Genomic DNA, 14,905 nt, shown 5'->3' with positions numbered 1-14,905 from the left:
GACGTATGGTCGATAAACGTTATATGGGTGAAGAGAAAGCGAAAAATCATGTGCTTAGAAATATAGCCAAAACAAGTTCTTTTATAGGGGAAGGGGTAATGGAATATCGCGATTTTTCTATGATAGGTAAGTCCGTATCTCATTTATCTAGTAACGTAGCAGTTACAGGTAGTGTTGCGTTAAGTAAAGATAATTATAAATACAGTACTGTATCCGATGCAGGAGCATTTATGCAGAGGAAATCTAATGGTCTTGGTAAAACTGCTTATGTTAGTAGAAAGTTACGCGGTGGTTTTGATGGTTATATACAGGAGAAGATGTATAAAAAATTAGAAAATTATATCCGTAGAAATATTAAAAAGAAGCAGATACTTAATAAGCGTCTAAGTCAAAAGAATATGGAATACACTACTCGTTATTATAACGAATTCCACAAAAGAAATATGTGGGGTTTTAACAAATTTGAATACGAAGCTACTCAATTATTCCGTCAAAATAAAATTCTTGAAAAACTTCAAAAACTATCTTCTATTAAAAACAATGGTGGGGACAAGATCCTCAAAGCCCTTATCCAATACTACAATCAGAATAAAGATATTTTCAATAGTCCTGGCGATTACATTAATGATTTTATAAAGCAACTGGAAAATGGAAAATATGCTCATAAAGTTAAATTCCTAGGTGATACGCAACGAAATGTATTTCAAAAGCAAATGCTTCAAACTCTTGGGTGGTACAAGGATATTAAAAAAATATTTGAAGAAAATAAAGGTACAATACTACCCCAAGCTAAGGCAATTGAAACCGCGTATGCTTACGAATTTATCAAAGATGCAATTAATCAGACCAACACATTAATGACTTATTTAAAGAAAACAGGCTTTAATTACACTACATTAAAAGATGCTGAAAAATTTGATATAGCTACTAAGCGTAGGTATGGGTTAATCATTAATGACATTGATGAAAAAGGAAATGAAAAATCTATTGATGTTACTGCAAAGTTACGAAATTTCTTAAATAACAATAAATACAATAACGATTTAAAGATATTGTTAGATAAAAAGGGAATATCTTTCGACTTTGAAAATATAATTCTTGATAGTAATTTATACACGCATGCTAAAACAGGTGAAATGATTGAAAACAGGTATTTAAAAGCTGGTGCTATTAGTGCAATAGATTCTTTCCAGGAACGTGTTGAAGCTCCATCATTTATTACTAATTCGACGGATCTAACATCTTGGCAAGCTTTTTACTCTAGTCTATCTAAAGAAGAATTACAGGTATTAGATTCAGGACAAGTTCATAAATTCGCAAGCAACTTAGGCGATAAAGGATTTGATAGTGTAACTAAAACGAATCAAGAAGAGGATATTCGTAATCCATTAAATAATAATGGCCATTTTTATACTAGTGGAAATGTTTTTCGTTATACAGAATCTGGCATAGGAGATTTAATTGAAACACCATTACAATTCGGTGCGTTCTCGCGTATGGATAAGTCTTATGCTCGTTCTGGGTATAAAGAAGAGGTAACGGATAGAGATGCCTCGCAACTTTACGAGGATAATTCTGTTGGAAAATTAGTAAGAGGGACATGGAAGTATATAAATCCCTCTAAGGGATTTATATCTTTAAATGAACCAGCAGTGGATAAAAGTTTATCAACCTTAATGGAATTCATGATTCCGACATTTGATGACGACGTAGTACGTATCTCTGCAATTGAAAAACTTAGACGTTCATTCCATCAATTCGATTTAAGAGCATTAGATAATGAAACTGGAGTTTTTACACCGGATGTCGTGAAGAAGTTTGCAAAAAATAAGGGGATTTTATCTGAATTAGATATAAAGAATATAAAGGGGTTAGAAACATTAAACGAGTTTCTGGGTTGTGACAATATTCATACTATTGATGCAAGGCCTCGTGAAGCAAGGGTATTCCTTGAAGATGTTATAAATAATGATAAAGATAAAGTTAGTTTTATTAGTACTAAATTAGTTTTAGATAGTAGCATAAGTAAAGTTGGAAAAGCAATTGCATCAGAGATTAATATTAACGATTTAAAGAGTTCTGGAGCCATTGATGATGAATGTGATCTAACATTTAATACAAAAATAAATACTATCAACGCGGTATCACCCCTAGTTGGGCAAGGGCTAGCTGTTTCGAAAGAAAGGTTAGCGGGAAGTCATATTAATAGAGATACTTTAGCAAACGGAAAAAAATCAACTCAAGTTATTGACGATATTAGTCGAATTGATGAGTTATCAGATTTTTTTAAAGAGAAATTTTATAGTGCTTCAAAGTTAGATGATATCTTTGGTTTCTTAACGAAAACAGGAGTTGGATGCGAAGATTCCGGACGTGGGGAAACACTTGTATCATCAATATTAAGGACTTCGCCACATCAAGATTTTTTAGTTGGGAATCATGGTAGTACCTTATCAGGTATTGGTCGGCGTTATGTTTCTCGTGGTTCTAACAAAGTTTATTCTTCGCGAATCCTAAATAAGATGTTTGATGATTTGCCTAGTATAGGTGAATCACCAGACTCATCGCTTAATGATCAAATACAGAAGGATGAAATAAAACTTTTTGGTAAAGCACATGAAACACCTGATAAGTATCATTTGGATGGAACAGGTTCTGATGAGATTACAAGGCTGATTTACGATAATCAAGGTACATATCATTGGAACAATAAGAAGTTCTCAAATGTTGAAATTCGAGAAAAAAATGGAACAGTTCCTAAAAGTATCGATACACATACGTTTATGGTTCAAGAGTTTGACACTTCAGTTAAATTAACTCAGGAAGATAACCAAGGTGTTATTGATTGGATGGCACAGTATTTTAAATTCGGTGAGAAAGATAAAATTGGTTTTACTAGAGATTTTGTTGCTCGAATGAATAATACATACGCCTCGGTAGCTGATGGGAAATATATTGAAATGGTAACGCATGATTTTCTTCCTAAAATACCTTTCACCGGAAAAATAGCCGATATGTTCTTACAGAAACGTACATCCATTGAAAGTTATAAGAGAGACCAAGTATACGATTCAGATTGGAGACTTTGGCCCCAGCTATACGAAGGTAATACGGTTGTTTCTCAAAATCAAGTTATTACTGGCGAGGAAATCACAAATATGGGTGCACGAAGAATTATTTCTCGACTAAATAATGTTTTTGTTCCTCAAGTGCGTGAAGGCGAACGAGAAATTAATCAGTATTTTGATATTTTGGATAAATCTAGTAAATGTGTTCAAAGTAAAGGAAGTGCAAGTTTAGAAGCGTTCTTTGATGATACAGATGGAAAAGAACGAAAAAACAAAGGATTAAAAGGCTACTCAACAGATAAGAAGAAAACATTGTCCTGGGCTAAAAAAATGGGTTATGGTGACACCGAAGCCGTTAAATCACAAATTAATGAACTTTTCGATGGACTAGAAGATATTTCGTCTACAAAAGAAACTAATCAAGCAGGTAAGTACCTAACCTTGGCTATAAAGTCTCGACAAGAGTATAAAGGTATTTTTTATAGCATGGGTGAGACTGAAGACTCTGATGGCACATCGTTAATGGGAGCCTTAACACCAAAAGGGCAAAAATATATTCCTCGATTCTTTGAGACGAATAGCAGTAAAGAAGGTCAAGAGATTCTAGGATATGTTCCTGAAGACACAAAAGGAATTTTACAGGACAGTTGGGGGCTTAAAGTAGATAAACAAGAAGGCATTGAAGATTATTTTAATACTCATTATCTACCAACTGAAAATTGGACTGGATGGAACGCAAGTACAAATCTTGATGGTATAAAAATCAAGGTTATGCAGAAGAAGGGGGGAAATCCAATTACTTCTGGTGATTGGAGTAAGAATCAAACTAGAGCGGAAAAAACAGGAGAAAAAGTAATTCCAATACACTCTTTAAGTAGTTTGATTAATATCGGTCGCTTGCGTGATGTGTTATTAGGAATGGGACTATCAGATGTAGATGTTCAATTAACTACTTCTTATGGTGAAGGACCAGGTGGAATCAATACTTCCATCGACATCATGAAAGATGTGAAAAATGAAATTTTAGATGGTCTTAATGCGGGAGTACATTCCTCATTATTCTAGAATACATTAAGCGGCGTTCAGTCTTTTTAGACGAGCGCCGTTATTTATTAGGAGGGTATTATGGAAGATATTAAAAGAGTGCCTATTAAAAACAGGGTGTTAATACCCGATTATGAATCAGCAGAAGATTTTGGTGAAATTAGAATAGAAAATCAAACTGAACGTGCAGCGTTTAAATACAGACAAAGTGCAATAGCTCAAACATATAATGAATTAACGAAAGATAATCGTATAAGTTCGTTAGGTATTTGGGAGTTGGCTCGTACTCCAAATAGCTTTAATGTAAATGCTCAACAAGCATTAGACCCTTTTATAAAATTAAAAAATGAAGACAATGTAGTATTCTTTGATATAGAAGCAATTGGAACGCCTGAACACATGAGAAGTAGTAAAGGATTAGACCTATTTGCTATGACTGGGTTATCTTTTGGTGGAACTAAGTTTAATGGAAAAGACTTTGTTAAAAAGAACGGGGCTATTCTTTCAATGGCAGTCGCTCCTGAAAAGGATGCGTATTCCCAATTAAAACAGCAAATTAATAAATTAAAGCAAAATCCGATCATGTCAGTTTCACAAGACATACATCGTATATTACTGGATCTAACTAAATATTCTGATGAAAGTAAATTTAAGCGTGCAACAAGTAATGGGAAATCCTATATGTCTCTATTAGGGCATTCACGTGTTCTTCCTACAGACACGGCTTTTACAAGAAATACAATAGAAGTAATTGAACGTGGTCTTAATAACCTGTTTCATAAAGGGACAAAACTTGAAGATGCCTTATCTATTTTTCAAGGCTATATTATGTCTAGTAATGCAAAATTAGGAGGATATAATATCCATCACTACGATTTACCAGCCATTCTTGGAATAATAAAGGACACAAGTACAAAAAAATTCTTTGCAGATGCAGCGAAAAGTTCACTAGACTTTTTTCATGGATACTCTGCAACAGTTGAAAATCCATATTCATTAACTGGTGCTAGTTTACGTCAAGAACATATTTACCAAGCTATTTTAGCGAAAAGGAAAATTAAAGCGGGTAAAGTAGCAATTGAAGGGAAAAGCCCTTCATATCTATATCATTTAGCAAAAAATGATATTCAAGCAAATATTGATATTGCTGGGTTTACTCACAAAAAAATCAAATCATTTATTGAGGGAGCAGAAAAGTCTGCTACTTATGATTTTTCTTCATCAGCAATAAAGAAAAATACTCTAGAAATAGGTAAGGAATTATTTTCTTATCAAAGAGGTTACTTTGACAAAGATAAACACAAATACAATCTTGTGGGTGAAATTGGTGAAAATAAGGAAAGCATAGTACCTCGGTTAGAAAATTTAAAGACATTACTCCCTTCAAATGAAACCTTCGTAATTCAAGAATTCCTCAAAGATGTAGCGTTAACAGGTGCAGATAAAAAAGGTTTTGGCGTAAGGCTTGATTCTAAAGATATAAAGGGGAAAGTCCTTTTATTAATGTCCGAAACGCAGGAGGGATTAGCACAGCAAATTCATAGTTCTTTCATGCCAATGGATGATGCAATTTCTAGAAATTTGCGTGACTTAAAGATAAAATTTGACGCTTCTTTTCGTGAATATGAACGAATGTTCGACACTAATGGATGGAATAAAATGAAGGAGTACTATCACTATCTAGATAAAGCGGGTAGTGTTGAAGAAGATTTTGACTGGAGATTACACATTATCAAAAATGGTGGGACAGAAGAATTAGCTATGAAATTCCCTTATATGGTCGCACGATTAGAGGGAGAAAGAGATGTCTGGAGAACAGCTATTAGTACTCTCAAAGATTCAGGATTAAATGACGAACAGAAGTTAATTGCACTGCGCCACATTAAAAATAAGTTAGATGAGAAAGGAGATAATAAAGCTCAAGTAACTGCTAAAGGAAATAAATTTTTTAATTTTAATTTTGATAAAGAAGACAATACAATATTTAATGCAAAAGACACGAATTCAATTAAAGCTTTTTTCAGTTCTTATATTAACGACAGAAGAGGGAATTGTATTGGGGATCTGGAAAAGTCATATAAGTTAGCTCGTATTGATGAATTGCAAAAAATAATCATTAATAATTTCAAAATTTCACAAGATAGAAAAGCCTCTAATGATGTGAAATATCTTGTGAATCAGATGAAGAAGGAATTTATGTCGGGAAATAAAACTGAAATAGCTCTGATTGAGATGTCAAACCTCGTTCGTGAAAAGATAGAAAACATGGGTACAGACAATTTTGTTCGTGAAGTAACCAATCAGATGACAGATAGCCGTGTAACTGCAATTAAAGGTTTGATGAAGCATCTACCAAATGTTATGCGTGAAAGTATTGAAAATGCTCGTTCATACAAAAATGCTAACGAATTATTAAACGGTAATAGTTCATTAAAGAAATTTTTAAAAGAGCAAGATAACCGTATTAAGAGATTATTTGAGAAAAAATTTGGTACACATGGAATAAATGATCTAAACGTAATTAGTAAGACAAGCGGTATGGCTGCTAAGTACGAAGAACTTGTTGATAAAATCATGTCAGCTTACAGCGAATACTTCAACACTCAAATTCGATTTATGGACGGTGGTAATCCTATACTTATCTTAGCTAGTAAGAAGAGTATTATGGATTTAAGTAAAGTAAAGACATATGAAGAATTGGTTCGAAACCCTAGATTAGCAACTATTGAGCTTCCATCCTTTGATAAGAACATGAAGGTGAAATACGGTGGAAACCAAAAAGCTTCTGTTATTCGTTCTGGTATTGGTGTAAAAGGTGCTTATCATAGTACATCGGTAACAGATGCTCTTAATATGATTCTTGATTATTCTAAGAGAGCCAAAGAGCTGTCTGAGAGAGCTGAAAGTATAGGTGGCAATAATGCATTTGTTCAAATAAGACAAGGGCTACGTTACCGTATTGGAAGACAAATAAATTCAGTGCCTACTGATGCAAGTCGTAAATTACACTTTGATAATGGGGAAATGTTTGATAGCAAATCGGTTATGAGTGACGAATTCCTTTCAAGCAAATGGGATATCACAGGATATGCAGAGTCATGGTATCGTGCAAATTCTAAACGATTAGGAATTAGTGCTTCTGCCGACATTATTGCTCAAAATGCAATTGAAAAAGGAATTACATTCTTTGAAGCGATGGGACAGAGGGCAAAAGATTACGCTATTGCCGGAGAACTTCTTGATTTTGCAAAAGGTGCTTCTGGACTAAAAGGAAGTTTGGTTGGGATTAATAACCGGTCAGCTTCAAAAGAGCTTGTTGGGACTACAAATGTAAACGCTCGTACTTACATGGCATTAGGTAACTACTATGCTAAAACAATAGAGAGTCCACATAAGCTAATCAATTACCGAAAGGTAGACCACGAAGTTGCATCAAAAGTGTTACGTAACTTGGGTAAAAATCAATCGTTCCGTACAAAAAATAGTTTTATTTCATCAGCTTTATTCAAAGCTCTTGATGATGCAAATGAGGTTCGTGGTATTACAATGCAAACTGGTTATATGACGAGTGAAGAAATTGCATTAAAGCTGGAAGATGCTAACACTATTATGAAATATAAGAGTATGATTGACACAGCTCAATTAAAAAAACAAATCTCTCCTGTAGAAGCAAGACAAATGAAGGAGTCTTTAGACATAAGGATGCTTTCTAATAGTGAAGGTTACGCATTTATGGATTACAAGTTAATGAAGGCTTTTGATGGAATGGATGAGGTTCGTATCAATATGAACGCCGAAAAAGTAATGTTCAACAACTATATTGAGGTAGCTATTGAAAAAGAAGCTGAAAAACAAGGTCTTGGTAATGGTTTATGGAAAGAGAAAGGAATCGCTTTTAATAAACCATTAGAGATTGATATCAATTCTATGTTCAATGAGAGAAATCATCTTACTCTTGGAAAATATGAACTTAACAATATCAAAAATAAAATTATTGATAAAAAACGTTTTAAGAAAGGTGATACAGTATCTATCCTTGGCTTCAACGTAGATGACATCAATAAAAAATCGCTTGTATTAGGTAGACAACGTGAAACAGGACATGGATTTAAAGTGGTAACTGAGGGTGGTTTCCGTGCTACTATGACCCCAATGCTTGGTGATATTATGGGTGATTTATACGGCGTAGAAGGGGTAGAACAGGTGATTTCTCATCAAGTGGAAAAGGACGGTTCTACTGATTTACCGGCCTTAATCCGTGGTTACGATACTCAAATTCGTCAACAATTCAGTGGTTCTGTAATGAATAAGAAAATCACTAATGACTATGCTACTGAAGAAAGAGCGTTATCTTCATTCTATAAGGATGTTGAACAAATGCTTGGTATTAAAACAACTAATAAAGATGGCCAGTATGTAGTGGATTCTAATTTTGGTTTAAATGGAAAACAGCTAGACTATAAAGGACGTGAGGAGCTTTCATCTAAGTGGATGAGGAAGTTAGGTCTTAACCGTGAAGTATTTGCTGACATCACAATGGCCTATGAGGCTTGGGATCGTCATGGTGGAATTAATCATAGTAAGAACACGGTTAAAGAGCCTGGGGTATTAGATGATTCTGATTTTCGAACAGGGTTATATGTTCCGGGAGAATCCTCTATATATTCTAACTTTATGCATGATATGGTTTATAGTTCTAAAGTAAAGCCAGAAATTAAAGCACAACAAAAAGTATTTAATGAAATGGTTAAGTTTGTTGGTAACTATGAAAATAATTGGGAACCTAAAACAGGAGATGTAGTTATTGATTACACTCCTAATAGTACGAGGCTAATGACTGATGTAAATGCAAAGATGAAAGATGGTGTACTTCATGTAAGTAAGGATTCATTTGAAGCAATTCCACAAAAGTTTGATTATACCCAACCTTTCAATGTTGAGGATTACAGAAAAACTGTTATTAACGCTGGATTGATGGAATTTAATTTAGATCCTGGTGTTAAAGGTAAGAAAGTCCAAGAACACTTACTTAGAACAAAAGGAACGGCATACTTGAAGCTTCCAGAATTTGCAGCAAATCAATACATTCCTCTTTTGGATATTAACTCAATGAAACTACCTGGTAATGTTAATTTTGTTGAGAAAACAGAATTCCTTGATACATTAAAAGGCTACTATACTTCTATTATTAGAAAAACAGAAGAGTACAATGACTTGTTTACAACAGATAAGTTTTCCGCAAGCGATACAGTGACGCGACGTGGAGTTCTAGAAACGGAAATTAATAGAGAAATTTCTCAACTTATTGCAAATTTTAGTGATTCAACTTCAAAAACGAGTAGGGTTAAGCATATTTCTGGGAATTTTAGTGGAGATAACTTAGCGGTGTTTTTAACTCCTTCTGGAATAAATGATGAGAAACAAAGAAATACTGTGGTGAATGAGATCATAAGATTGCGTGATTCTGATAAGGAAAATAACAAATTAGCAGTTGATGTAATCAATGCTTCTGAAGCATTCTTCTCAGAAAATAGTGCTGAGAACCTCACTCTTGGAAATCTATATGGTGCTGGAGCATACGAAAAAAATCGTAAAGGTACGGGTGTATATAATGACTGGAGAACAGCTAAGAATGATGAACCTGGGGTTGGTAAAGCCGAACAAGAAAAATCAATTCTAGCTCGTGCTATCTTTTCTACAATTGGCAGTATAGATAATACAAGTATGAGGATATCTGCAGAGTTTATGAAGATGACAAAATCAAAAAAAGAGCCATTCGATGAGGCAGAAGGTTCAGGTCAAAACGTAGAAGAAGTAATGGATAAAAGAATAGCTGTTGAGCCAGAATTTTTCTTGAATAAAGCAATGCCACTTCATCATACAATGCATAATGGGATGAATGAATCACTATTAGATATTGCGACTGTTGGTAAGAAAGTATTCAGTGGAAGTGCTACAAGTTTAGCTGGGATGGGGACTATAGGATTTGATGAATTATGGGCGACAAGCGCTCTAATGAAAGGTACACCAACACCAGAAGGCCTGCAAGAGATGGCACCAGTAGCACCTGAAACTTTAGGGTCCCCTACGGCCCGTATAACACCTAATCAAAATGGTGAGTACATTAACATCTCTGTAAAGGCATCAGCTAGTAAGAGAATGAATCATAATAATCTAGCAGCGATGATAAACAATGAAATCATGGCAATGTCGAATGTCAAAATGAACACGAGTGTTAACGTAAATGATAATTCGAAAAAAATTGACAGCAAGTGGTTAGAGAGCGCTATTGCAAATGCGATGAATAAGGGTTATGCATATTAATAGACAAATGAGAGTTAACATTTTGTTAGCTCTCATTTGTTTTAATACAGAAAAAGAGGTGACCAGGTTGAAAGAAAAAATATTAATTACCTCTCTAACAAGAGTTAGAAAAAATGCGCCTTGGCGTGTTGGTATATACATAAATGAAAACTACACATTTATTAATGTAGGTGACAAAGGGAATGTAACTGCAAGCCCAAGATTTAGTGTGTTCCTTTCAGAAGTCGAAAAGAAAGTATCTCGGTACCCCGTAGACATTAGTTTTTATTCAATTGAGAATAATAGAGAGATGGAAGTCATAATGATGCGTGACCAAATTGTTTATCTGGATTGTGGTTACAATTCTCATAGGCTATTATCAAATGCTCGTTTTTACTACGAAAAAAAAGTGCGCTCTAACCCATTAGAATTAGCTCAGCAAAAGGTAGAAGAAAATAGTGAATCCTTTAATGTAATGGAGAGACGTGAAGAAAAAATTGCTTCTTCAGACTACATTGCGGTTGGAAGATTAGAAAAAGTTATAGACGGTGATACAATTGATGTGAAGTTGGTAAAGTTATCTAATTTTTTATCCGATTATTTGAAAGTAGAACAAACAATTACAATTCGATATAACGGTGTAGAAACACCCGAAATATTTCAACCGGGAGCAGAGTCCTACAAAAACCCTAGAAATACTAAGTTAGGAAAAATATATGGGGTTACAATGCAGGATATGTACACGATTGGAGAAGAAGCGTATAAATACAACAAGGAAATCTTGGGGGGAGAAGCAGCTCAAAAACCACTTGTCCTTATTCATTTTGACCGTAAAAAAGGTGGAGATGCACCTTTAATGGATAAAAAAGCTGGTTTTTATATAGCTGATATTTATGCAACAAATGAGAAAAGTGCTGATATTTTGCTAGATAAGGTTAAGCAAGATGAAAAGAAAGATATAACATTTGTTCATGTAAACAAATCCCTTTTAGTAACCAAATCTGAGCAATTCCCGCATATTCCTCTCGGTCTCTATCCGTTTGAGTCTGCCAACACTTTAACAGTTCTTAATCCGTGGTATTGGATTGCTGAATTAGGTTTAAAAGCATATAGTATAGGAGTTGGTACTCCTTCAGCAGGCTCAAATAATGGAGATAGTACTCCTGATATTAGTAGTGACAAACCGTATGATGAAGACTTCAATCCTGAAACAAGCAACATCAAAGGTACAACAGGCCCAATTGATAACGCGCTAAATTTCTTTAGTCCTTACGATGATAGATTGCCTGTTTTTACAGATGGAATAAAAACAATAGATGATTTAAAAAGACATTCAAAGGTTAGGATTGGGGATGTTATCCTTACAATACCGCCTACTTCTATTGAGATAAACAAAACTTCGAATATCTCAAAAATAAAAGCACTTCGTACAAAATCCTCTGTATTAGTTAACAGTGGTCAAACACTTACTACTTTAAGTATGGATCTTTATTTCCACGATATTGAATCAATTAATGGTAAGAAATATCCGTGGAAGAAAGAATATGCAAAAGGAGAAGAAGCTAAGCACTTCTATGTCGATGGACTTAGACCATTACTTGGACAATTTTCTAAAGCGCCGTTTCTTCCAATTGATAACTACTACATTAATGATGTGTTAGGTATTCGTGATGTAGCTTTAATGAATATTGAAGTAACAACAGTCCCTAATTTCCCAGAGTCCTTAATCGCCAAGTTAACGCTTGTTGAATTTAATTCAGAAGCATACTTAATGGATAAAAGCACATTGGGAGACTCTATAAATTATCCAATGTTAAGATGGTATTATAATCAATCTCTATCGAATCGTGGAGACAAGTATCGTTTCTTCAAAGGGTTAGAAGGTCCAATTAAAAGTGATATCAAATTCACTCTTGCTGATGAAACTATCCTATCTACACGAAAGCACGCTATTGATTATATGAAAAATGCAGATTCTCCAGAGCAAAGACGAAGTGATTTAAAGACAAAGAATCAGGATTACAAAAATAAAAAAGCAGATGCATCTGTTGTTAACGAAATCTTGGATCAGTATAAACGTTATAAAGATTCTAAGTTTGAGGAAGAAATGATTATTGATGACCTTCGAAAAGGTTTTGGTGATGTTAACTATTGGTACATGGTCAAAGAACTCCAAAAGAAATACAAATTAAAAACAGAAAAAGCAGAAAATGTTCTAGTTAAAGGAGCGGAAATGTTTTCTGAAATTTATGATGGTAAATACAAAGGTTCGTTTGTCAATCTTGTTGACCAGGAAATCTTTATCCCATATCAATCTCGTGTATACTTTAAGACTCGATTTGATTGGTCGGATGTATCCGCAATACTCAATTACTATGATGAAGACCCTCCAGTGGATTATTCAGAAGAACAATACAAGGGAAAAGAAGAAAGCGGTCTTATTATCTTAAAGAAACTTAAAGATGCAGGTAACCAAAAACTTCTTGAAAGTCAATTCAAGAAGTTTTATGCAAAAGGAAAATTCTGTATTCCTGCTGAGTCTAGTGTGATAGAGACATTGAAAAAAATTGCTAATGGTACAAAAGCGATGGAAGAAGAAATAAACAAGTACGAGGATGCTTTCAATGAAAATATGAAAATTATTGAAGCTACTGAACTTGTGATTCCAATGAAAGAGTACCCAATATCTGGGGGAGTTATCCCCATTTCTATCAATGCTCGTTTCTCAAATGAGTTTAGCATGTCTAATGTTCAATCCAGTGAATCTGCAACTTTACAATTTATGGGGGGTGGAGACCCATATATTGATTTAATCTTAGAAGTTGATGAAGGTGGTGCAAGAGATTTTAATAATCTTATTGCGATTTCTGATTACTACGCTAAGACATATAATCAGGGTATTACAAACGGATATATTGGTATTGAAAACGATCTTGCACAATTATTTGGTATTCGATATGTAATGTTTGAAGGTATTTCTGTAAATACAGTTCCTAACTATCCTGGAAGATATCAAATTATGCTTCAAGGTATTGGGTTTAATAAGACACAACGTCAAAGTGAGGAACTAAAAGATTTACCTGGTAACAGTAAACATATGGATTCTGAAAAGCTAAAGGCTAATAAAATGGCATTTATGAATGACCGTTTGATTGAAGCTAGACTTCACAAACTGGAAGTTTATCCAGATATGGAACTCCCAACTTACGCTGAAATTAATGCTGTATTACCAGAGATGGATGCAGGGGTAACAGAGTATCAAAACCTAACAAAAGGAACATATCTTGACCCAGACTTCTATTTCTCTACAGGTAGCACGTTAAGACAGTTAATTGAAGAGTCATACAACGGAAATCATCAGGTAAACATGTTTGATGCTACAGGTGTAGCTGCTTATACAAGCAATATGTCTGAAAAACTGTTTGATACTACCGAAGAAGACTGGAAAAAACTTAAGGAAATGCAAGATACTGAAGGTGTAGAGCCCCTTGATTGGAAGTTTAGTTGGGGCAAAGCGTTAGAAACTGTGAAATATGATACACCAAATACATCAGCAGGAACTGTTATAGCAGATCAAAGTGGTACTGCTGCAGTAAAGAACGCAGAAGTTCAAAAGTTTTTAACAGAGAAAAAAGATGATAAATTTGCGTACGAAACCTTCCCAACTATGGAAGAATGGAAAACACTTTTCCCTGATGGTGGAAATGATTATGGTACGTTGGCTAAAGACCCTAGTGGTGATGAAGCGCTTATCTACCAAGAGCTTAATAGTTTAGTTGATAAGTATTTCAAGAAGTACTATTCAGCCCCTGAATTCATTGAAGAGTGTCGTGGAGATTTAAAAGATGCAGATTCATCTAAAAAACTGGTTTCTTATGAACCTGCAGATGCTCTTTATTCTGCAAGTTTTGAAGCAAATCGTAATAAGCTACACAATTCTGATATGACTAGTGTTACTAAGCTAATCCAAAAAGACACTATTAAATCACCGCAAAAATCAGAACGTATTAAGTCGAATGATTTCCACAAAACAGATTTAAAAATCACAAAAGAGAGATTCATGACACTTATGAAAGCATTCCTTGATAAAACAAGTCAGTGGAAGCATTTCAAAGGAACAAAACCTTCTGTAAGTAAATCCGGACGTGTAGGATTAGCTCAAGTAGATGTTTCTTCAGCCGACATGAAGGTTGATGAAGTAAAACGCTTGATGTATAACTGGAGATACAATTTACAAACAGCAGTTAAGCAACTCGCAGAACATTACGAGAAGTTGATTAAGTTAGATAAAGACTATATGAATTTTGAAGCTTATTGTCGCCCTTGGGATGGAATGTTTGCTCTATATGAAAAGCCGGATGCAACAATTAAAACGGCTAAAGACATCGAAGATAACTCTATGGCAAGCGGCGTTATGAACCGATTTAATCATTATGCGACTAAGCCATTTAATACATTTAGTGGTTACAATAAAGATGTGTATAAGACAT

At 34.4% G+C, this 14,905-nt stretch carries 2 protein-coding genes and 1 pseudogene; all 3 read left to right on the top strand.

Features of this window, described 5'->3' with window-relative positions; all coding sequences use genetic code 11:
* The first annotated feature begins 5 nt into the window (after window positions 1-5).
* Window positions 6-4,133 (top strand): hypothetical protein, encoded by a 4,128-nt coding sequence (locus HMPREF2590_RS19955; RefSeq protein ID WP_000227947.1) that lies wholly within the window; start codon window positions 6-8, stop codon window positions 4,131-4,133.
* A gap of 60 nt (window positions 4,134-4,193) precedes the next feature.
* Window positions 4,194-10,436, top strand: coding sequence for a hypothetical protein (locus tag HMPREF2590_RS19950; RefSeq protein WP_000389460.1), 6,243 nt, complete (start codon window positions 4,194-4,196; stop codon window positions 10,434-10,436).
* Window positions 10,437-10,503: 67 nt separating this feature from the next.
* Window positions 10,504-14,905, top strand: a pseudogene (locus HMPREF2590_RS19945) (nuclease); the annotation flags it as partial.

This window comes from Bacillus sp. HMSC036E02, assembly GCF_001836235.1.
Classification (GTDB): domain Bacteria; phylum Bacillota; class Bacilli; order Bacillales; family Bacillaceae_G; genus Bacillus_A; species Bacillus_A cereus.
The sequence above is the reverse complement of the archived record's forward strand: the minus strand, read 5'-3'. Positions and strand labels throughout refer to the sequence as shown.